This is a genomic window from Arthrobacter sp. efr-133-R2A-63 (assembly GCF_030209795.1).
GTDB lineage: Bacteria > Actinomycetota > Actinomycetes > Actinomycetales > Micrococcaceae > Arthrobacter > Arthrobacter bambusae_A.
This window is the reverse complement of sequence record NZ_JARVRG010000037.1, coordinates 12,976-34,322: the sequence shown is the minus strand read 5'-3', so window position 1 is coordinate 34,322 and position 21,347 is coordinate 12,976. Positions and strand designations below refer to the sequence as shown.

The 21,347-nt window shown below is 64.8% G+C and carries 18 protein-coding genes and 1 riboswitch; of the genes, 10 read left to right on the top strand and 8 right to left on the bottom strand.

Annotated features, from left to right (window positions below; all coding sequences use genetic code 11):
* Window positions 1–53: 53 nt before the first annotated feature.
* From QRN45_RS19165 to ald, 3 genes are all read right to left on the bottom strand, one after another.
* The gene (locus tag QRN45_RS19165) at window positions 54–1,283 is read right to left on the bottom strand and encodes an IS256 family transposase (protein WP_241709780.1); all 1,230 of its coding nucleotides are present in this window, start codon (window positions 1,281–1,283) and stop codon (window positions 54–56) included.
* A gap of 84 nt (window positions 1,284–1,367) precedes the next feature.
* Window positions 1,368–2,870, bottom strand: a complete 1,503-nt coding sequence (locus tag QRN45_RS19160) for an HNH endonuclease (RefSeq protein ID WP_284764310.1) — start codon at window positions 2,868–2,870, stop codon at window positions 1,368–1,370.
* A 460-nt stretch (window positions 2,871–3,330) separates the two neighbouring features.
* Window positions 3,331–4,449, bottom strand: a complete 1,119-nt coding sequence (ald, locus tag QRN45_RS19155; protein WP_284764309.1) for an alanine dehydrogenase — start codon at window positions 4,447–4,449, stop codon at window positions 3,331–3,333.
* Window positions 4,450–4,669: 220 nt separating this feature from the next.
* On the opposite strand from ald, the gene QRN45_RS19150 reads away from it, so the two are divergent.
* Complete coding sequence (locus tag QRN45_RS19150; protein ID WP_284764308.1) at window positions 4,670–5,884, top strand: PucR family transcriptional regulator; 1,215 nt, start codon at window positions 4,670–4,672, stop codon at window positions 5,882–5,884.
* Between the two features lie 228 nt (window positions 5,885–6,112).
* On the top strand, window positions 6,113–7,084 hold the full coding sequence (locus QRN45_RS19145) for a hypothetical protein (protein ID WP_284764307.1): 972 nt from the start codon (window positions 6,113–6,115) through the stop codon (window positions 7,082–7,084).
* A gap of 19 nt (window positions 7,085–7,103) precedes the next feature.
* Window positions 7,104–7,254, bottom strand: a riboswitch (cyclic di-AMP (ydaO/yuaA leader).
* Window positions 7,255–7,516: 262 nt separating this feature from the next.
* On the opposite strand, the gene QRN45_RS19140 is transcribed toward QRN45_RS19145, so the two are convergent.
* Window positions 7,517–7,912 (bottom strand): helix-turn-helix domain-containing protein, encoded by a 396-nt coding sequence (locus tag QRN45_RS19140; RefSeq protein WP_284764306.1) that lies wholly within the window; start codon window positions 7,910–7,912, stop codon window positions 7,517–7,519.
* A 60-nt stretch (window positions 7,913–7,972) separates the two neighbouring features.
* On the opposite strand from QRN45_RS19140, the gene QRN45_RS19135 reads away from it, so the two are divergent.
* Both QRN45_RS19135 and QRN45_RS19130 read left to right on the top strand, forming a co-directional pair.
* The gene (locus tag QRN45_RS19135) at window positions 7,973–8,749 is read left to right on the top strand and encodes a TetR/AcrR family transcriptional regulator (protein WP_284764305.1); all 777 of its coding nucleotides are present in this window, start codon (window positions 7,973–7,975) and stop codon (window positions 8,747–8,749) included.
* Between the two features lie 93 nt (window positions 8,750–8,842).
* The gene (locus tag QRN45_RS19130; protein ID WP_502870735.1) at window positions 8,843–10,090 is read left to right on the top strand and encodes an acyl-CoA dehydrogenase family protein; all 1,248 of its coding nucleotides are present in this window, start codon (window positions 8,843–8,845) and stop codon (window positions 10,088–10,090) included.
* 108 nt (window positions 10,091–10,198) lie between these two features.
* Here the strand turns inward: QRN45_RS19130 and QRN45_RS19125 are convergent, their stop codons facing one another.
* The 3 genes from QRN45_RS19125 to ptsP all read right to left on the bottom strand — a co-directional run bounded on the left by QRN45_RS19125 (window position 10,199) and on the right by ptsP (window position 13,256).
* A complete protein-coding gene (locus QRN45_RS19125; protein ID WP_264637089.1) occupies window positions 10,199–11,164 on the bottom strand; it encodes a class I SAM-dependent methyltransferase in 966 nt (321 codons plus the stop codon).
* Window positions 11,165–11,249: 85 nt separating this feature from the next.
* Entirely contained in the window at window positions 11,250–11,528 is a 279-nt protein-coding gene (locus QRN45_RS19120) for an HPr family phosphocarrier protein (protein ID WP_264637088.1), read from the bottom strand.
* A 39-nt stretch (window positions 11,529–11,567) separates the two neighbouring features.
* On the bottom strand, window positions 11,568–13,256 hold the full coding sequence (ptsP, locus tag QRN45_RS19115; protein ID WP_078107263.1) for a phosphoenolpyruvate--protein phosphotransferase: 1,689 nt from the start codon (window positions 13,254–13,256) through the stop codon (window positions 11,568–11,570).
* Between the two features lie 117 nt (window positions 13,257–13,373).
* Here ptsP and QRN45_RS19110 point away from each other — a divergent pair, with 117 nt between their 5' ends.
* The 3 genes from QRN45_RS19110 to QRN45_RS19100 all read left to right on the top strand — a co-directional run bounded on the left by QRN45_RS19110 (window position 13,374) and on the right by QRN45_RS19100 (window position 17,269).
* Window positions 13,374–14,096, top strand: a complete 723-nt coding sequence (locus tag QRN45_RS19110; protein ID WP_241709717.1) for a TetR/AcrR family transcriptional regulator — start codon at window positions 13,374–13,376, stop codon at window positions 14,094–14,096.
* A gap of 69 nt (window positions 14,097–14,165) precedes the next feature.
* Complete coding sequence (locus QRN45_RS19105) at window positions 14,166–16,121, top strand: PTS mannitol transporter subunit IICBA (protein ID WP_241709716.1); 1,956 nt, start codon at window positions 14,166–14,168, stop codon at window positions 16,119–16,121.
* Window positions 16,121–17,269 carry a mannitol-1-phosphate 5-dehydrogenase gene (locus tag QRN45_RS19100; protein ID WP_241709715.1) on the top strand — a complete coding sequence of 383 codons (1,149 nt, stop codon included), beginning with the start codon at window positions 16,121–16,123 and terminating at the stop codon, window positions 17,267–17,269. Before QRN45_RS19105 ends, QRN45_RS19100 begins: the two co-directional genes overlap by 1 nt.
* Window positions 17,270–17,356: 87 nt before the next feature.
* Here QRN45_RS19100 and QRN45_RS19095 read toward each other — a convergent pair whose 3' ends face one another.
* Window positions 17,357–18,829: an amino acid permease gene (locus QRN45_RS19095; protein WP_078107267.1), complete on the bottom strand. Its 1,473-nt coding sequence runs from the start codon at window positions 18,827–18,829 to the stop codon at window positions 17,357–17,359.
* A 158-nt stretch (window positions 18,830–18,987) separates the two neighbouring features.
* Here QRN45_RS19095 and QRN45_RS19090 point away from each other — a divergent pair, with 158 nt between their 5' ends.
* The 3 genes from QRN45_RS19090 (at window position 18,988) to QRN45_RS19080 (ending at window position 21,276) form a co-directional block, all read left to right on the top strand.
* Window positions 18,988–19,491, top strand: coding sequence for a GNAT family N-acetyltransferase (locus QRN45_RS19090; RefSeq protein WP_078107268.1), 504 nt, complete (start codon window positions 18,988–18,990; stop codon window positions 19,489–19,491).
* 69 nt (window positions 19,492–19,560) lie between these two features.
* Window positions 19,561–20,007, top strand: a complete 447-nt coding sequence (locus tag QRN45_RS19085; RefSeq protein ID WP_241709713.1) for a MarR family winged helix-turn-helix transcriptional regulator — start codon at window positions 19,561–19,563, stop codon at window positions 20,005–20,007.
* Between the two features lie 42 nt (window positions 20,008–20,049).
* Entirely contained in the window at window positions 20,050–21,276 is a 1,227-nt protein-coding gene (locus QRN45_RS19080) for an MFS transporter (protein WP_241709712.1), read from the top strand.
* Window positions 21,277–21,347: the final 71 nt, after the last annotated feature.

Here is a 21,347-nt window from a genome sequence, read left to right as displayed (position 1 = left end):
CGGCGGCGCGCGCGCCGGGACTGTCCGTTTAACGGTGGATTCGGGATTGGCATTTAGTTGATTCTTCCTTCGAAGGTGATGGCGAAGGCGTTGAGGGCCGGCTTCCATCGCATGGCCCATCGTGCCCTGCCTTTGCCGGCCGGGTCCAGTGCCCGGGTTGCCAGGTAAAGGCACTTCAGGGCTGCCTGCTCCGTCGGGAAGTGACCTCTGGCCCGGACCGCGCGCCGGTAGCGGGCGTTGAGCGATTCGATCGCGTTCGTGCTGCAAATGACCCGCCGGATTTCGACGTCATAGTCCAGGAACGGCACGAATTCACTCCACGTGTTCTCCCACAGCCGGGTGATCGCCGGGTACTGCCGACCCCATTTGGCGGAGAACTCCACGAAACGTTCCTTGGCTGCGGCCTCGGACGGTGCCGTGTAGACCGGGCGCAGGTCACGTGCCACTTCGTCCCGGTACTGCCGGGCCGCGAAGCGGAAGGTGTTGCGGATCAGATGGACAATGCAGGTCTGGACCACGGCCCGCTCCCAGACGGTGTTGATGGCCTCGGGCAGGCCTTTGAGCCCGTCGCAGACGCTGATGCAGACATCCTCTACGCCCCGGTTCTTGATCTCAGTCAGCACGGAGAGCCAGAACTTGGCGCCTTCCCCGCCGTCGCCTGCCCACAGGCCCAGGATGTCCCGCTCACCGCCGGTGCTCACCCCGATCGCGACATAGACCGGGCGGTTCGTGACCTGCCCGTCGCGGATCTTGACGTGAATCGCGTCAATGAACACCACCGGGTAGACCCGGTCCAGGGGCCGGTTCTGCCACTCGACCATCTCGGCAATGACCTTTTCAGTGATCCGGGAGATCGTGTCCTTCGAAACTCTCGCGCCGTAGACATCATCGAAGTGGGCGGCGATTTCCCCGGTCGTGAGCCCCTTCGCGCTCAGCGACAACACGATCTCGTCCACCCCGGTCAGGCGCCGCTGCCGTTTCTTGATGATCTGCGGCTCGAACGTCGAACCGGTGTCCCTCGGCACATCGATCTCTACCGGCCCGATCTCCGTCAGCACCGTCTTCGTGCGTGTGCCGTTGCGGGAATTTCCGCTCCCGCGCCCGGCTACATCGTGCTTCTCGTAACCCAGGTGGTCCTCCATCTCCGCCTCCAGGGCGGTTTCAAGGACGTTTTTCGTTAGTCGGTTCAACAGCCCGTCGGGTCCGACGAGCTCAATTCCCTGCTCCTTGGCCTGGGCCAGAAGCTGCTGCGCCAACTCGTGCTGATCCACATCAGTCGCCATGGGATCCAGTGTTTCGCTCACAGTCAGTCCTCCCCGCCAGGCACGCTGCCCGGCGTGTCAGGCCAACCCTGAATCCACCGTTATTCAGACACTCCCCGCGCGCCTGAGCCGCTCAGGGGCGTTTAGTTCGGTGACGTGGGCGTACTTCAGTGCCTTTGCTTGGTGTCGTAGCCGGCGTCGGTGGCGTCCGGAATGCGGAGGGTTTGTGCCTTGTATCCCGATTCCTGGCAGGGGCGGGGCTGTTGATTGGTAGGTATGACCGGTGGGGGTGCGGATGTCGAGGACATGCCGCTTCCCGATACCGGTTGTTGCTGTCCAGCCGTTGAGTTCTTTGGTGTGGTTGCAGGCTTCGCAGAGTCCTGCCCCGTTGGTCAGGTTGGTGGTGCCGCCGTGGTGCCAGGGGATGATGTGGTCGATGTGTCTGATGGGTGCGTCGCAGTAGGGGGTGCGGCAGGTGTCGTCGCGGGCCTGGATGAAGCGCCGCAGCCCGGGCGGGAAGAGCCGGGCGCGGGAGTCGACGCCGACCAGTTCCCCGGTTGCGGGTGCGGTGTAGAGGCGCCGGAGCCAGACCTTCAATTCGTGATTGTGGCCGGGACCTGTTTGGCCGTCCTCGGTCTGACCTGGAGCGGACGTTCCATGGCCGCTGCTGTCGTTGAGGAGTTTCCGTGCCCAGCCGGCGGGGACGATGCCGTAGCCGGGGAGCCGGGCTGGTTCGGCGTCGCTTTGGAAGAGGGTGCGGTCGGTCATGACGAGCTGGACCTCGACCCCGCTGATCCCTGCGGGGGTGCCGGTGGTGCGTTCGACCAAGGTGTCGGCCATGATCTGTCCCCGGGTGCGGGTGTCCTCTCCGGCGTTGCGGAGGGTGTCGGCGTGCCGGGACAGGGCAGCGTGCACGGCCACTCCTTGGGCGACGGGAAGCAGCGCGGTCAGGTAGGTCATGGTGTCCGGTGCCGGGCGGAGGCTGACGTGCCGTTCGGTGGCGGCGTGGCTGGCGCGTTGGGTGACGGTGCGGGGGTCCCGCCGGTAGGCCGCGGCCCGGGCGGCCGCGAGGATGGCTTTGTCTCCGGCGCCGTCGAAGGTGCCGGTGTCGGCGGCGAGTTCCTCGTCCACGGCGCAGCGGTCCTCGGCGGACAGGCAGGCTGTTTCCTTCACGAGCAGGGTGGCGCGCCACTCGTTCAACTGCCCGGTATTCAAGGCTGCGAGGGTGCGCGGCATTTCGGTGACCAGCGCCTTCGCGAGTCCGAGGAGCCGGGATCCTTTGGCGGGGGATTCCCGCCGGGCCAAAGCCACCTGGGCTGCGACGCCGCGTCCGCGTTCGTCGGCCGGGACACCGGCCGCGGCGTCGGCGCTGCGCTGGACGGCATCGAACGCCACCGCGATCCTCGCCTGCGCGGCCGCTGCCGCGGACTTCAAGTCTTCCAGGGCACGCAACTGGTTGATCAATTCGGCGCGGTCGGAACCTGGCCGAAGCGAAGCAACGGCGCCGATCAGCTCGTGCACGCGGACGCCCGGCACGGCAGCCTCCGGACCCGCACCGCCCGAAGGCGCACCCGATCCGATCAGCTGCGTTCCCCGAATACCGGCCATAACCAAAGCATTTCAGGGACCTACGACATTTTGGGCCGAAAAGATCCGTCCAAGCGAAAGAACCGAAAAAATTTTGAAAATTTTTGGGAAGGGCAAAGAAAGTGCCACCGACGTTAGCTGCATCCCTTCTTGATCTTCCGGAGCGCAGGACAACGGCGTCAAATGGGGCGAAAGAACGTCGATGAGGCAACCCATGGCTGCGAACTCCTGGGCTAGCGGACTCAAGCCGTCCGTTCCGTCCTTCCCAGTAGGTCACATTATCGGTCCCGTCAGGCAAGGGGAACCATACGGTCTCGGTCGCTACCGTTGGGTCCGGCCATGGTTCCAACAGCCCGGCGCGCTTGTGGCTAACCAGGCTTGGATGAAGCCGATATTCGTCCGTCTCCACAAAAACTACAACGGCGGGGTGCCGCTTCCCATGGAAGCCGCACCCCGCCGTCGGGCTCGAGGCGGAGAGAAACTATGCCGAGACCAGGTTGTGCCAGTCGGCGACGAGGGGCAGGTTGTGCGCCTCGGAAACCGAGTGGTGAGCCACGTGGCCTCCCGCGATGTTGAGGCCGGCGGCCAGGGCAGGGTCGCGGTCGAATGCGGCCCTGACGCCGAGGTTGGCCAGCGACACTGCGTAGCGCAGGGTGACGTTGGTCAGGGCGTAGGTGGAGGTGTTCGGAACGGCGCCGGGCATGTTGGCGACGCAGTAGAAGATCGTGTTGTGGACCTTGTACGTGGGTTCCTGGTGCGTGGTGGGGTGCGTGTCCTCGAAGCAGCCGCCCTGGTCCACCGCGATGTCCACTAGCACGGAGCCGGCCTTCATGCGGGAAACCAGCTCGTTGGTGACCAGCTTGGGGGCCTTGGCGCCCGGGATCAGCACGGAACCGATGACGAGGTCGGCGTCAACCACTGACTTCTCGATCTCGTACGCGTTGGATGCGACCGTCTTCAGGCGGCCCTGGTAGAGGGCATCCAGTTCGCGGAGGCGGTTGATGTTGATGTCGAGGATGGTGACCTCGGCGCCCAAGCCAAGAGCCATCGCGGCAGCATTGGTACCGGCAACACCGGCGCCGAGGACAACGACCTTGGCCGGACGGACACCCGGGACGCCACCCAGCAACACGCCCTTGCCACCGGCTGGAGCCATGAGGGAGGAAGCGCCGACGACGACCGACAGGCGGCCGGCGACCTCGGACATCGGTGCCAGCAAGGGCAGAGCGCGGCCGTCCTGGACGGTTTCGTAAGCGATGGCCGTGACGCCGGAGTTGATGAGTTCCTGGGTCAGCTCGGGCTCTGCGGCCAGGTGCAGGTAGGTGAAGAGGATCAGGCCCTTGCGGAAGCGGTGGTACTCGGCGCTGATGGGTTCCTTGACCTTCATGACCATGTCGGCGCGTGCCCAGACGTCGTCGGCTTCAACCACGATCTCCGCGCCGGCAACCGCGTATTCCTCGTCCGTGATACCGGAGCCCAGGCCTGCGCCCCGTTCCACCAGCACGGTGTGGCCGTGGGTGCGGAATTCGTGAACGCCCGCGGCCGTGATGGCAACGCGGAATTCGTTGTTCTTGATCTCTTTGGGGACACCGATGATCATTTTGGGCTCCATCTTCGAAAGGCTTCGACGGCCTTTTTCGCTGCGGGGGACTGTGATTCCAGAATAAATCCGCTGTGAGCCAGGCGACAGCAAAGGCGATCGTCACGGATGCGGGCTTCCCCGGAATTCCGGGGTTTTTACCGCTCGAGGATCGACATTTGTCGATATTGAGAGCGTCAGGTGTCGCCTGATGTTCGTCCGGCAAAGTAGTGTTTTCTCCATGCAACAAGACGTGGAGAAAATCGTCGAGGATGTCGCACTCAAGTTGGGCCGCGGCCTCTCCCTGGAGGACCTCGACGGCGTGTTGCTCGCCTACAGCTCCAACCAGTCCCACGCCGACCGGGTGCGCGTGAACTTCCTCCTGAGCAAGCGTGTCCCGGTGGACGTCAGTGCCTGGCAGCTCTCGCACGGCATCGCTACCGCAGTGCGTCCCGTCGTCGTGCCCGCCAATGCGGACCTCGGGATGGTGGGGCGCGTCTGCGTCCCGCTGCTGGTGCGCGGATTCCGCGTCGGGTACCTCTGGGTCCAGCAGGATCTTGACGAGCAGACCGCGACGGCGATACTCGCCGAATTGCCGGGCGTCCGGGACGAGTTGGACCTCCTCGCCGGGTTGCTGCTCGATTCCAACACGGCCGAGTCGGAGTTCCGGCGTCGACGTGAGCAGGAATTCCTCGCCGCATGCCAGGGCGAGTCCAACGCGGTGCCCGCCGTGGCGGGATGGAAGGAAATCCAGGGCAAGGGACCATGGCAGCTGGTCACCGTCCTCGACGCCGCGGACAGTGGAGGCGTCTCGGATCCAATCGCGGCGACCCTGACGCACCGTTCCGCCGCGCTGCAGGCTACTATCGGGGTCGATTCCGTGCTATTCAGCGCCGGCACCGAGACCCACTCGGTCCTGTTGTTCCGCGAAACCGGCGGGCGGGCAGAACACGCCCAGGTCCTGGTCCACTATCAGCTGGAACTCGCCAAGCGCGCCGGCCGGAAAGTGGACCGCGTCATTCTGGGCATCAGCGAGCCGTTTTCAGTCATCCGCCAGCTGGGCAGGGCCTACCGGCAGTCGAAGCTCGCGGCCCAGGCTGCCGCCGTCGACCCTCCGCTGGGCGAGCTGGTGGACAGCAGTTCGGCCGGTATCTACCAATTGTTCGAACGGCTTCAGGCGCCCGGTGGCTGGGACGATTCGGGCTCGGCACATTTCCAAGAGGTCGAGGATGCCGATCGAAACGGAGAGCTCCTGCCCGTGCTCGAACTGCTCTACGACAGCGACGGCTCTGTGCAGGACGTGGCCGCGAAGCTCCACTTGCACCGCAGCAGCATCTACAACCGGCTGGCGAGGGTTCGCCAGCTCATCGGCGCCGATCCGCTGAATGGTGCCACCCGGCTCGAACTCCACGCAGCGCTCAAAGCGCGCCGTTGGGCGGGCCGTCCGCGGATTTGACGCCGCTAGACCCGAAGCCGCGCTGGCCTACTTGTTGAACTGCCTCGACTGAATGCTGCAGCGCCAGCGGTCCGGGCGGTACTGAAGCATCTGCGTACGGTTGCTTTCGCAGCATCGCCCATGCCACTCGACGGCAGGTGTTCGATGCTGTCCCATCCTCATTGCAGGACCCCGGTTGCAGCATCCAAAATCGACCCAAGATCAACGCCTGATTGGGTGGGTTGCGGCGTGGGAGCAGGACTGGGACTGGCCGGGGTCCGTGGCCTCCAAGAACCTGTTGGCGCGGGGGACGGCGTGTCAGTCTGCGTTGGAGTCGGGGCGGGGGTGGTCGGCCCGCCGGGAGCCGGGCTGGGCGCAGGGGCAGGCTGGGCCGGAACCGGAACGGAAGGAACGGGCACCGGCGCGAGGCTCGGGGGCAATGCCGACGGGATCGCGGACGGGACCTGGACCGAAATCGATGGTCCCGGGACGCCCGACGGTTGGGCTGGGGCGGGTCCTTGCGGCGAATGTTGGGCGGGGTCCGCGGTGGTCTGGCCGGCCTTGGCGCTTGGGGTAGATGCCGAAGGTGATGCTGCGGCGCTGGGGGAAGCACTCGCCGTCGTGGAAGGGGCGCCGGACGGCGCGGAACCCTGGCTGTCCGTACTGGAAGCATCCTGCGTGCGGGATTCCTGGCCGAAAAAGGGCAGCTCAAGGGCTTGGCCCAGGGACCCGGCGGTCAACAAGATGCCTACGGCGCCTGCAACCACTGCCATGCGGTTGCTCATCGTCCGGATGCTGGCAGCTTTCTTGAGGACGGCGTGCGGTTCGTGGCTGAATGACGAGCCGGTAAACGAGGCCGGGCCGACGCCGGCGCGGGCTGCCGCCGGGAGTGCCGTTGTAGCTGCGCTCTCGGTCTTGGCTGGCTCGGCAGTCGAGGCGGCTGCTGTTGCGGCAGCCGCGGTCGCTGCAGCCATCGTCGCAGGAGCTACCGTCGGAATCGCTGCGGTTTCGTTGGCTTGGGCAGCGCGCTCGCGTTCGGCCGCGCGGGCGGCCGCACGCGTGGTGGGCACCGCCGTCGTCGGGGTTGCCGCGGGGGTGGGCTCCGGCGTCGAACTCAAAGGTTCAGAAGCGGGTGCCGCAACGAGCGGTCTGCCGTCTTTGGCCCGACGACGTCCGGTTGGCTTGGTGCTCTCGCTCGGCACTTGGGCACGGCGAGGCTGATCCATGGTTGGGGACATGGTGATTGCCTCTCAACGCCTTCGAGGTTAGCTGTCGGGTTCGGACGAGGCCGTCCGGCCGCGCTTGGCGGCTTCACCCCAAGGGCCTGTGGAGAAATAGGCCCGGAGACTCTGGGTCCCCCGTCTCTGCCGCGGGTCTGGCGGATTCCGGGTTGCGGCAGAGCTCGGCGTCAACCCGGAAGCGGCCCGGTGGGGACTGGGTCGCCCCTCGACGGTACAACAGCCGGCATGCAAAGTCACATTTGGATAACGGGCTGGGTGACCGGTTTTTGTCGGCTCCGCCCGGCGATGAGTCCCGCGACGTGGGCGGCGTCGCGCCCGACCCCGCCCACGAAGAACCGCCCCGTTCCACGGCGCCCGGCAGGTGAGCGGCCGGCCGTCCTCGTCCGCGGGAAGGCGCCCCTCGCCTAGCTTTCTACCTGTTGCTTTCCTCTTCTGCTGTGGCGGTCTTCTTCTGGGTTTCCAGCCACGCCATGATGTCCGCGAGCCTGATGCGGCGATGCGTGCCGCGGTATTCGACCGGGATTTCGCCACGGTCGGTCATGTTCCGCAGGTAGGTGTGCGATATTCCCGCGAGCTCAGCCGCCCGCGACGTCGTGAGCATTTCCTCGACGCTGCTGACGGTCACCGCTTCGCCCCGGCCGAGCCTGCCAAGGAGGTCGACGACGGCGTCCCTCGCCTCGTCCGGAAGGCGGTGGACTGTGCCGTCGACGAAGACGGTGATGTCGTTGCTGTCTTGGAGGGAGCGCGCCAGGTTCCGGGCGTCGTCCGCGGTCAAGCCGGGCGTCACGCGGGGAGCTATCAATGCCATGGCAGAAGCCTAGCCGCGCTCGGGGCCGTGCGGTTACGCCGCCGTGTTAGATTCACGCCTATGGTCAACTACCCCGCCAATCCGGATCCCGGCCCCGCCGTGTCCGCGGCAATCGAGCTGCTGGTGCGGCAGGGCTACGACGCGACGTCCGTGGACGACCTCGCCGAAGCCGCCGGGATCAGCCGGAGCACGTTTTTCCGCAAGTTCGGTTCCAAAGAGGACATCGTTTTCGCCGATCACGACCGTATTCTCGCGCGGGTCCAGGAGTTCCTATCCGGAACGACGGCGGATCCGTTCCGTGCCGTCGTGGACGCGGCTCTCCTTGTCTTCAACCACCACGTGGGTAGTCGGGAAACTTCCCTGGCGCGTTACGAACTCCTCCATCGAGTGCCGGCCCTCCGTGACCGCGAACTGGTGATGACGCATCGCTATCAGCGGGCTTTTCGGAATCATCTGCTTTCCGCGTTGCCCGAAGGCGAAAGCCGGGAGGCCACGGCTGTGGCCTTTGCTGCTTCGGTGGTCGCGGTGCACAACAGCGTCCTGCGCCAATGGCTGCGGGCGGTTTCTGCCGGAGAACGCGCGGCGGGTGCGGAGCGCGTCGGGAGCGTGGAGCGCGAGGCGCGGGAAGCTGAGGTCCCCGGGTTGGCCGCCCGGCTCGGGCGCGAATTGGGTGCCCTGGCCGATACCTTTGCTCGTGCTTCAGCCGCCGAGACTGGTGGAGGGCCGGTCGGTGCGCCGCCCGCGGAAAGCGGGCGCCCCGCCGTCGTGGTCGCTGTCCTGGATCCGGCAGCGGGCACGGAAGAAATCCTTCAAGCGGTCCGGGATGCCCTGGCCTAATTCTTCCCTCGCTGACATCGAGTTCCTTGACATGAAACTGAGTGTCAGTGCATGCTGGGAGTCGCAGATCGCAGTCCAAAGCGAGGATTCCCCATGACGACGATGTCCGATAGCACTTCCGAGGAACTGGATGCTGTGTTCCCGGCTGGCACCATGGAGCCAGAATATGTCCTGAACGAATCCCTGGACCCGGATCCTGCCTCCGTTTTCAAAGACATTGGCGGCGAAGACCGCGCTTACTGGAACCGTGCGCGGACTTTTGTGCAGGACGAAGTGCTCCCGGTCATCGCGGGGTACTGGGAGCGCGCTGAGTATCCGCTGCACCTGGTGAAGCGTCTCGGTGAGCTTGACCTCCTGCGCGATGGAATCGACGTCGACGGGTTCCCGGCCATGAGCAAAACCGCCGCCGGACTCGTCACGATGGAACTGAGCCGCGGGGACGGCTCCATCGGCACGGTGGTCGCGGTCCAGGGCGGATTGGCATTGCGGTCCGTGGCCGAATGCGGTTCCCCCGAGCAGCAGGCCCGTTGGCTTCCCGCGCTTTCCCGGGCCGAGGAATACGGCGCCTTCGCCCTGACCGAGCCGGCCCACGGCTCCGACTCTGTGGGACTCGAGGCGACAGCAACTGCCGTCGAGGGCGGCTATGTGCTCAACGGTGAAAAGAAATGGATCGGCAACGGCTCGATCGGAGGCCTGACCGTCGTCTGGGCCCGTGGTGATGATGGGCAAGTTCACGGATACCTTGTCCCGCAGGATTCGCCCGGATATTCCGCCACGACCATCGACGGCAAGCTCTCACTCCGGGCCATCTGGCAGGCACACATCCGCCTCGAGAATGTCTTCATCCCGACGGAAAACGTGCTCCCGGGCGCCCGGAGTTTCAAGGACACGGCCCGGGTGCTCCTGGCGACCCGGCTCGGAGTGGCTTGGTCCGCCGTCGGGCATGCCACTGCCTGCTACGAAACTGCGGTGCAGTATGCCGCCCAACGCCGGCAGTTCGGCCGCCCGCTGGCCGCTTCGCAGATTGTGCAGGAGCGCCTTGCCCGCATGCACTCCGAGCTTGCCACCATGCAGCTCATGGTCATGCAGATGACCAGGCTGGACGAGGAGGGCGTGCTGACTCCAGCACAGGCGGCGCTCGCGAAATTCACGTGCACCCGCACTGCCCGCAGCATCGCCTCGAACGCCCGCGATTTGCTCGGTGGCAACGGGATCTTGTTGGCCAACCGCGTGGCCCGGCATTTCGCCGACATCGAGGGCATCCATACCTACGAAGGCACAGAGACGGTTCAAGCGTTGATCATCGGGCGCTCGATCACGGGCATCTCCGCCTTCGCGTAAAGCGGCGTCCCGCACCGCGCCTCCTGAGACGCTCGCTCACCTATATGGCCAAAATCCCAGACGCGCGCTCGGATATGAGCCCAATCGGGGGAACGCCCGCTCAGATCATTACTCCACCACGGCGATCGCGAAGCCGCCCCACGCGCGTTTCTCGCGACCAAGTCCACGCTGTTCGAGGAGAGCCAACCCGTTGGACCGGAGAAGTTCGGCCAGGCGCTCCCGCGAAGGCGGTGTCCTGTCCACGCCGAACCTCAATGGCTCGCCCGCTGCGGTGGCCGCCGCCCGCCCGAATCGCCAATATGGCGTTCTCGATTCAAGGGCCTCGGTTGTGAAGTAGTCGAAGGCGAGCAAGCTCCCCGTGGCGCAACTCGCGACCTTCCGGAGCGTGTCCTCGATCGCGTTCCGGTCGAGGTACATCGTGACACCCTCCCAGAGGAAAAGCGCCGGACGCCCGACGTCGAACCCGGCGTCGACGAGTTTGGCGAGCCAATCATCCTTCTCGAAGTCCGCGGACACGAACGCTACCTTGTGCGTGTCGATTCCTGCCCTGTCGAGTATTTCGCGCTTGACCGCCTGCGTCCTTGCGGCATCTACCTCGAAGGAACTGACGGGCGTGTCCGGCGCGAGGCGGTACGGGCGTGTGTCGAAACCCGCGCCGAGGATGACCAACTGGTCGATCCCGGGAAGGGTGCGGTCTACCGCGTTGTCGAAGAACGTGACCCTCGCCGATGCCTCCGCTTGTGGAGGTATCTCGCCCTCAAAGGGGTAGCGGAACGTCTTCGGGACGAAACCCGTGACGCGGTGCGCGAAGACGGTCGGCCAGAATGCCAAACGCATGCCCAACCAGGGAACGCCGGGAAGCAGGGGCAACAACCGGTTGGCGGCCTGGTCTTCGCGCACGCCGAATTTGTGCATCGCCCACCTCGCGGAGAGCGGGGCCTGCGCACTTGTCGACACGCCAGAAGGTCTCGCAGACAAAAGCTTTCCCACCCAGATCACATAGCCGAGTAGCGACACCGGGAGCAGCGCAATGCTGAGCGCATAGAACGCGACGGCGGGATCGGGCTTGCGCATTTTCGTTCCCTTTCGGCTCATCGACGGTGAGCGGGCGTTCGGCGGGAGGCGCTCATAGGTGAGCGGGCGTTGGAAAAGAGGCCGCCTACTCGGCGTCGAGGTCCGTTTCCAGGAGTGTCACCAGGGAATCGAGGGCAGCGTCGGCGCCGTCGCCCTCCGCGCGAAGCACCACGACGTCGCCCTTGGCCGCGCCGAGCGTCATGAGGGAAAGGATGCTGGCGGCGTCGAGCGCGTCGTCGGCAGCCGAACCGGCCATAGCGATGGTCACTTCAACCGGCGATTCTCCCGCGGCTTCGGCAAAAATTGCCGCGGGGCGGGCGTGCAATCCGGAGCGGCTGGCGATGGTGGCGGTGCGTTCGGGCATGGTTTCTCCTTGTGTTCAGGTAGGACAGTGCAGCCGGGCTCAGAGCCCGAGTTCCTCGAGGATCGGCAGTTTGGCACGGACCCAGGCCTTTGCGTCGAGCGCATCCGGTGCGCTGAGCGCCAGCCGGGCCAGCTCCTGCGCCTGTTCCAACGTCACCGTTTTGAGCACGGTTCCGACGGCGGCAAGCGACCGCGCGGTCATGGACAGCGTGGACACGCCCAGGCCAACAAGCACGACGGCGAGGGCCGGGTCCGCGGCAGCCTCACCGCAGACGCCAACGGGTTTGCCGCTGCCCTCTTCGACCGAGCCAGCCACGGTCAGCTGGACGAGGCGCAGGACGGCGGGCTGCCACGGGGTGTTGAGTTCGGCGAGGGGCCCGAGTTGCCGGTCGGCCGCCATGGCGTACTGCGTGAGGTCATTGGTGCCGAGGGACGCGAAACCCACGTGGCGCAGGACCGACGCCGAGGTCAATGCCGCCGAGGGAACTTCCACCATCACGCCGGGTTTTTTGATGCCCGCGGCATCGCACATCGACGCGAAATGGGCAGCCTCGGCCGCAGTCGAGATCATGGGCGCCATGACCCACACCTCGGCCTCTGTTTCGTCGGCCGCTATGGCGATTGCCTCGAGCTGGCGGTCCAAAACACCGGGTGTGGTGAAGTCGGTGCGGTAACCGCGCACGCCGAGGGCCGGGTTGGGTTCGGTGGCGTCGGTGAGGAAGGGAAGGGGCTTGTCGGCGCCCGCGTCGAGGGTCCGGAGCACCACTTTCTTGCCCGGGAACGCGTCGAATACGCCCCTGTACGCGGCGGCCTGTTCCAGCACGGTCGGTTCGGTGTCGCGTTCCAGGAAGCAGAATTCGGTGCGGAAAAGGCCCACGCCCTGGGCGCCCAGCGCCGCGGCCGCGGCAGCGTCCTTGGCTCCGCCGACGTTGGCGAGGAGGGGCACCAAGTGGCCGTCCGCCGTCGTGCCGTTTCCGTCAAAAGCCGCAAGGGTGGCGGCATTTTCGACCCACGCGAGGGCGGCCGCGCGCTGTTCTTCGCTGGGTTCGAGGGAGAGTGAGCCGGCTGCGCCGTCCACGAAGACTTCGGCGCCGTCAGGAATTTCGTCCACTCCGCGGGCCGCGACGACTGCGGGCAAGCCGAGCGAGCGCGCGATGATCGCGGTGTGGGACTGCGGTCCGCCGCCCGAGGTGACCAGTGCAGTCACGACGGCGGGGTCCAGCGTTGCGGTGTCGGCGGGTGCGAGGTCTTCGGCCACCAGGATGAACGGAGTGTCCGACGCCGGGATCCCCGGGGCGGGGACTCCGCGGAGTTCGGCGACGATCCGCGCGCGGACGTCCAGGACGTCGGTGGCGCGTTCGGCCATGTATCCGCCCAGGTTGTGGAGCATTTCGGAGACGGAGGCTCCGGCTTCCCAGATGGCGCGTTCGGCGGAGCTGCCGTTGTTGTTGATGAGCTTGGTGGCCGACTTCAGGAGCATGGTGTCCTTGGCCATGAGCGCCGTGGCTTCGAGCACCGCCTTGCCGTCGCCGCTGGCCTTGTCAGCCCGTGCTTTGAGCTCGTCGTGGACCGATTGGGCCGCCGCTTTCAGGCCAGCGACGGCGTCTTCCGCAGTGGTGGATGCGGCTAGCTGTTCGCCCGACGGCGGTTCGCTGACTGGTTTGGGCATCTGACGGATAGTGCCAATGACGCGGCCCGGGCTAACGCCTACTCCTTGGAAATTCTGCACTGAAATCCTCTGTTCCTGCTCTCGGATCGGACCCACCGGCTGCGGCGCCTCGGGGTCCGAAAAAATCTCCTGTGACTCACTTCATATAGCGTTGCTATAGGTGCTAGGGTAGCGGCTATGAGTTTCGATGACCAGCTTCCGCCCAAAACTCGGCTGCTCCGTGCAGCTGCCGAGTTGCTGGCGAATTCGGACGGGTCACCGGTCTCTACGCGCCAAATCACCAAACTTGCCGGCGTCACGGCGCCCACGCTTTACCACCACTTCGGCGACAAGGAGGGGCTGTTCGATGCCGTCGTTTCAGCCGGCTTCGAGGAGTACGTGGCGGGAGAGCGGGACTTCGCACCCTCTGGGGAACCCCTGGAGGACGTCCGCCGGATGTGGGACAACCACGTCCAGTTCGGACTTACCCAACCGCACCTTTACCTGGTGATGTTCGGCAACATCCGTCCGGAAAGCAGGCCGGCCATCGTGGCTGATGCCGAGTCGCTTCTGGAGGAGATGCTGAGCAAGGCGGCCATTGCCGGGCAGATCAACGTACCCCCGCGCGAGGCGGCCAGGAGCATCCTGGCGGCCAACGTCGGCGTCACGCTCATGCTCATTGCAGAGCCTTTGGAAGACCGGAACCTCGAACTTTCCACCATGACCCGGGATTCCATGATTTTCGCCGTGTCCACGGAAATTGCCCGTGGCGCCGCAGCAGACGACTCCGGCAAGTCGTCCGTTGTTGTTGCGGCAATCGCGCTGAATGCGGCACTCCAAGCCTCGCATTCAGACCAGCTATCCAGTTCGGAACTGAAGCTCTTCCTTGAATGGCTTCACCGTATCTCCAGCAGCTCCTAGAGCTGTCCTCCTTCGATAGATATCGACTGATCCCGCACTGATGCGGGGCTCACGTTAGGAATTCACACAATGGCAACAGCGTCAGTTGCGAAACCGCGCACCAGCGTGCGCGTTGGTGTCCAAAAGTTCGGAACGTTCCTATCGGGCATGATCATGCCCAACATCGGGGCCTTTATTGCATGGGGCATCATCACGGCCCTGTTCATCCCGGCAGGCTTCTTGCCCAATGCGGACCTGGCCAAACTCGTGGGCCCCATGATCACGTACCTGTTGCCGCTCTTGATTGGCTACACGGGCGGCCGGGCCGTTCACGGCATCCGCGGCGGCGTGGTGGGAGCCGTCGCCACCATGGGTGTGATTGTGGGTACGGATATCCCGATGTTCATCGGCGCCATGCTCATGGGCCCGCTCACGGCCTGGATCATGAAGAAGCTCGACAAGGTATGGGAAGGCCGGGTCAAGCCGGGCTTCGAGATGCTGATCGACAACTTCTCGGCAGGCATCGTCGGTGCCGCCCTGGCCATCTTCGGCATGCTGGTGATCGGTCCGGTAGTGAAGGCCTTCAGCGACGGTGCGAGCAACGTCGTCGAATTCCTGGTCCACAACGGACTCCTGCCGTTGACCAGCATCTTCATCGAACCCGCCAAGGTCCTTTTCCTCAACAACGCCGTCAACCACGGCATCCTCACTCCGCTCGGCACGGAACAAGCACTGCAAAACGGCAAGTCCATCCTGTTCCTGCTTGAGGCCAACCCCGGCCCGGGCGTCGGCGTCCTGCTCGCGTACATGATCTTCGGCAAGGGCCTGGCACGCGCTTCTGCTCCTGGCGCTGCGCTTATCCAGTTTGTCGGCGGCATCCACGAGATCTACTTCCCGTACATCCTCATGAAGCCGATCCTGATCCTCGCCACGATCGCAGGCGGCATGACCGGTATCTTCACCTTGGTGGTCACCGGTGCGGGCTTGCGCTCACCTGCAGCCCCGGGCAGCATCCTCGCGGTCTTTGCCGCAACAGCGAAAGACAGCTACTTCGGTGTGGCGCTCTCCGTCCTCCTCGCAGCCACGGTATCTTTCCTGATCGCCTCGGTGATCCTGCGGACCAGCAAGACCACCGATGTGGACGCGTTGGGCCAGGCAACGTCCAGGATGGAAGAGCTCAAGGGCAAGAAGAGTTCCGTTTCCTCCGCCCTCCTGGGCGCCGGTGGCGGTACCGCCGTCCTGACCCGTCCTATCCAGAACATCGTGTTCGCGTGCGACGCCGGCATGGGCTCCAGCGCCATGGGGGCCTCGGTCCTGCGCAACAAGATCAAGGCAGCCGGGTTCCCGGACGTCAAGGTCACCAATTCGGCCATTGCCAACCTCAGCGACACGTATGACGTCGTGGTCACGCACCAGGACCTGACAGAACGCGCCCGGCCGGTCACCTCCAGTGCCGTGCACGTCTCCGTGGACAACTTCATGAACAGTCCCCGGTACGAGGAGATCGTGGAACTGGTCAAGAGCAGCAACGCTGAGCCCGGGACTGAAGATTCGACGGCGGTTGCCGAACCGGCCGCCGGTGCCCACGCCGCCCAGCCTGCCGCCGCCGAGGGCAAAGATGTCCTGCTCCCCCAAAGCGTGATCCTCAATGGTTCCGCGACGGACCGTGACTCGGCCATCGACGAAGCCGGCAAGCTCCTGCTGGACCGCGGCTCCGTGGACATGGGCTACATTCACGCGATGCACGAGCGCGAGGAATCCGTGTCCACGTACATGGGCAGCTTCCTGGCCATCCCGCACGGCACCAATGCTGCCAAGGACCACATCCTGCACTCCGGTGTGTCGATCGTCCGCTACCCCGAGGGCATCGACTGGGGCGGCAAGCAGGTCAAGTTCGTCGTCGGCGTCGCCGGCATCAACAACGAGCACCTCCACATCCTGTCCTCCATCGCCAAGATCTTCACGGACAAGGCGCAAGTGGCCCAGCTCGAGCAGGCCACGTCGGTGCAGGAAGTGCTGGATCTGTTCGGAAAGGTCAACGCATAGTGAAGGCAGTCCATTTCGGGGCAGGGAACATCGGACGCGGATTCGTCGGCTTGCTGCTGCACGAGGCCGGATATGAGGTGGTCTTCGCCGATGTCGCGGAGGCCTTGATCAGCCAGCTCGCCTCCGCATCCTCCTATGAGGTCCACGAGGTCGGCGAGAACGCCGCCGTCAAGACCGTGTCCGGTTTCCGGGCCCTGAATTCGGGCACCGAAGAGGCTGCCGTCGTCGCGGAAATCGCGACGGCGGACCTCGTCACCACTGCAGTGGGGCCCCACATCCTCAAGTTCGTGGCACCGGTGATCGCGCGGGGCGTCGCCGGCCGCTCGCCGTTGTTGGCTCCGCTCCAGGTCATGGCCTGCGAGAACGCGATCAACGCCACGGACCTCCTGCACTCCGAAGTGGAAGCCGCGTGGGACGGTGCCGCCGGTGACCTTTCCTCCGCTGCTGTGTTTGCGAACACGGCGGTGGACAGGATTGTCCCCAACCAAGCGCCGGGCCAAGGCCTGGACGTGACTGTGGAGACCTTCTACGAGTGGGTGATCGACCGCACGCCCTTCGCCGGGGAGGCACCGGTGATCCCGGGCGCGACCTTCGTGGACGAACTCGCTCCGTATATCGAACGGAAGCTGTTCACGGTCAACACGGGACATGCCTCGGCAGCGTACTTCGGCTATAGCGCCGGCTTGGAGAAGATCTCCGACGCCATGGCCGACGCCACCGTGGCCGCCCGGGTGCGGGCCGTGTTGGAGGAGACCAAGCAGCTTCTCGTGGCCAAACATGAGTTCGTCGAAGCAGAGCAGGAAGCGTACGTGCAGAAGATCCTGTCCCGCTTCACCAACCCGTACTTGCCGGACACGGTGAACCGGGTGGGCCGTGCTCCGCTCCGGAAGTTGGGCCGGCACGAACGGTTCATCGGGCCGGCCGCGGAACTCGCGGAGCGCGGAGTCACGCCGGTTGCCCTCCTCGATGCGATGGCCGCAGCCCTGCGTTTCGACGACGGCGCCGACGACGAAGCCGTGGAACTCTCCCGGATGCTTTCCGAGATGGACGCCGCCGAGGCGGTCGAGCGCATTACCGACCTGCCGCCGTCGCATCCGTTGTTCCCGCAGGTGCTGAAGCTGATCGAAGACCGCAAGGCCGAGTCCTAGGCTTTTCCCGGACGCTCGCTCACCCTCCTTCACATGAATGATGTGAAGGAGGGTTTCGGGTTTTGCCGTTATATGTGAGCGGGCGTCCTAGCGGGCGGCGGTGTCGACGGCGGTCGTCTCGGATTCGGCCATGGCTTTCCACTCTGCCACGCGGGCCTGGTGCAGCGGCGACTTCCGGACCAGGGCGTAGGCCACGGCGAGGATCGCGAACCAGATGGGCGTGACGAGCAGGGCCGTGAGGGTGTCCGGCTGGGTCGTCAGGGCCCAAACCAGGAAGCCGAAGAAGGCGAAGACCACCCACACCATCACGATCCCGCCGGGCATCTTGAAGGTCGATGCCTCGTGCAGCTGGGGCCGGCGCTTCCGGAAAACGAGGTAGCTCGCCAGGATGATGGACCATACGAACATGAAGCAGACCGCGGAGACCGTGGTGACCATGTCGAAGGCTGCTCCAATGTCCTTGCCCGCGTAGAGCAGGGCGACGCCGCCAAGGAGCAGCACGCAGGACAGAAACAGGGCGTTCTGCGGGACTTTGCGGCTCGAGAGGCGGCCGAACAATTTGGGGGCATCGCCGTCGTTGGCTAGGCCAAACACCATGCGCGACGTCGAGTAGATACCCGAGTTGGCCGAGGACATGGCAGAGGTCAGCACCACGAGGTTCACCACGGTGGCCGCGATGCCCAGTCCGGCCAGGGAGAACATGGCGATGAACGGGCTGTGGCCGGCCTTGAATTCCGTCCACGGGATGACGGACATCAGGATGATGAGCGCGCCGACATAGAACAGCATGACGCGGACCGGGATGGCGTTGATGGCGCGGGGCAGGTTGTGCTCCGGGTTTTTGGTCTCGGCCGCGGCGGTGCCCACCAGTTCGATGCCGACGAACGCGAAGACCGCGATCTGGAAGCCGGCAACGAACCCCATGAATTCCTTGGGGAAGAAGCCGCCGTGGCTCCAGAGATTGGTCAAGCTGGCGGCTCCGGCGTCGGACGTGAAGCCGGTGGAGATCATGACGATACCCACGATGATCAAAGCGGCGATGGCAACGATCTTGATGAGGGCGAACCAGAACTCAGTCTCGCCGAAGGCCTTCACCGTGGGGAGGTTCAGGAGGAGCAGGATGGCGATGGTCGCGAGGCCCGGAATCCAGAGCGGCACCCCCGGCCAGAGCTCATTTGCGTAGCCCGCGATGGCGATTACATCGGCCACTCCGGTTACCACCCAGCAGAACCAATAGGTCCAGCCGGTGAAGAAGCCCGCCCAAGGACCAAGCAGGTCGCCGGCGAAGTCGCTGAAGGACTTGTAGTTCAGGTTGGACAGCAGGAGCTGGCCCATGGCGCGCATGACGAAGAACAGCATGAAGCCGATGATCATGTACACGAAGATCACTGACGGGCCGGCGACGGAGATGGTCTTTCCGGAGCCCATGAACAGGCCCGTGCCGATGGCGCCGCCGATGGCAAGCAACTGGATGTGGCGGTTGCTCAGTGAGCGCGCCAGATGCGGCTCGCTGTCTTTGCTGGAGGCTGTGCGGTGCCCCGTTGTTGTCTGGTGAGACATATCTGTATCCTTCGGGTGATTCGCCGCATGGTGACGTGGCTAACAAATCTGCTAGTCCAAAGTAACTTGAAGCATCCAATAATTTGTGATTGATCGTTTCACCCAGAATTCATGAAAGCGCGTAAAACGAATCTTCCAGCTTGTGTCAGGCTGGTGCTATGAGTCACACAAATCCAGGGGTGAAGCCGCTGTTGAGCATGGTTCTGGACGAAGGAGTCTTCACGCTCCGCCGGGCACACTGGGAGGACCTGCCCGCCATTCTCAGATTGCTCGCCGCGGATCAGTTGGGCAGCTCCCGTGAAAATGCCGACGATGTCGGACCCTATCTGCAGGCGTTTCAGCAGATCAATGAGGATCCGGCCCAACTGTTGGTGGTCGGCCATTTGAATGGCGCTTGCGTGGCGACTTTCCAGCTGAGTTTCATCCCGGGTTTGGCTCGGAAGGGCTCATTGCGCTGCCAGATCGAGGCCGTGCGCGTCGCCGCAGAGTTGCGGGACCATGGCGTCGGGGCGGCCATGATGCAGTGGGCCATCGAAGAGGCTCGGAACCGCGGCTGCACCCTGGTCCAGCTCACCAGCGACAAGTCCCGCACGGATGCCCACCGCTTCTATGAGCGGCTTGGTTTCGTGGCCAGTCACGAGGGAATGAAGCTCGCGCTGTAGCGCCGGAGAGCGCAAAGGGAAATGCTTATCCTTGATATTTAGGTAACCTAACTGTTAGGATACCTAAGTATGAACGACAATCAAGCTGACGAAGCGCTCCTCGCCCTCGCCCAATCATTCCGGGAAGCCTTGCGGCAGAGCGTCTATGTGATGCGCCGCCTCGATTCCGAGGAGCAACTCAGCTCCGCCCAGCTTGGCGTCCTCAAGATGGCGCTCGACGGCGCTGCCCGCGTCGGAGGGATCGCCCGGAACCTGGGGGTCAAGGTCCCCAGCGCCACCGAGCAGATCATCAAGCTTGAGCGCGCGGGCCTCGTCAAACGGGAAGCGGATCCGGACGACTCCCGTGCCGTCCGCGTCGCCGCGACCGCGGCGGGACGTGCCGCCGTCGAGAACGCAGACCGCCGCCGCAACGAATTCATCGCCGGGATCCTCGGAACGCTGAGCGAAGCAGAACGCCACGCCGTGGAAGCCGCACTTCCGGTGTTCGACAAGATCAACCACTCAGTCCAGTACTGAACAAACCCAACTGAAGAAGCCCAAGAACTAGGAGAGCAGTCCATGAAAGGCCAGCTCGCAGAGCAACTGCAGCCAGCGGAAGAAACCCTCGAGGCCGAGAAGGCTTCGTTCCTCAAGCAACCCAAAGCTGTCTGGGCCACGGCGATTGCCGCCGTCTTCGCCTTCATGGGTATCGGCCTGGTGGACCCGATCCTGCCGGCCATCGCCAAGAACCTCCAGGCCAGCCCCAGCCAGGTGTCGTTGCTCTTCACGAGCTACTTCCTGGTGACCGCGGTCGCGATGCTCGTGACCGGTTTCGTCTCGTCGCGGATCGGCGGCAAAAAGACGCTGATGATCGGCCTGGCCCTGATTGTCGTTTTCGCCTCGCTGTCCGGCTTGTCCGGAAGCGTGGGTGAGCTGGTCGGATTCCGCGCTGGTTGGGGACTTGGCAACGCTCTCTTCGTGGCCACCGCGCTCGCAGTGATTGTCGGCGTCGCAAGCGGTGGAACCGGAACCGCGATTATTCTTTACGAAGCCGCCCTTGGCCTGGGCATTTCCCTCGGCCCCTTGCTCGGCGCGCTGCTCGGCGGCTGGCAGTGGCGCGCACCGTTCTTCGGCACCGCGGTCCTCATGGCCGTCTCCTTCATCGCCTTGCTGGCCCTGCTGCCCAAGACGCCGAAGCCGGCCACGAAGGCCCGTTTGCGTGACCCGCTCCTCGCCCTGGGCCACAAAGGCCTTCGCACCACTGCGGCCAGTGCCCTGTTCTACAACTACGGCTTCTTCACGATCCTTGCCTTCACGCCCTTCATCCTGGGAATGGACGCCTACGGTATCGGTGCCGTGTTCTTCGGTTGGGGCGTAGCCGTGGCCGTGTTCTCGGTCTTCGTCGCACCCCTGCTGCAGCGTCGCTTCGGCACCACCAACGTCCTGGTCGGCACACTCGGGGCGCTTTTGCTGGACCTCGTAGGGCTGGGACTGGCTGCGGGGCACTCGGTGACTGCCGTCGTCGTGCTCGTCATTGTGGCGGGCGCCCTGCTGGGCATCAACAACACGCTGTACACCGAACTGGCCATGGAGGTCTCCGATTCGCCGCGTCCCGTGGCCTCGGCCGGGTACAACTTTGTGCGCTGGATGGGCGGCGCGCTGGCTCCGTTTGTCGCTGCGCAGCTGGGCGAGCACTTCGGTCCCCAGGTCCCGTTCTTCGCTGCCGCCGTCGCCCTCGGGTTCGCGATCCTCGTAGCCGCAAGTGGCCGCCGATACCTGAAGTCGCACGAACCGCACCTCGTGTAGGCGGCCCCAATCAGCTCGCAGTTGTTGTCGTTATGAGCCTCCAAAACGACAACAACTGCGAGTCACTTGGG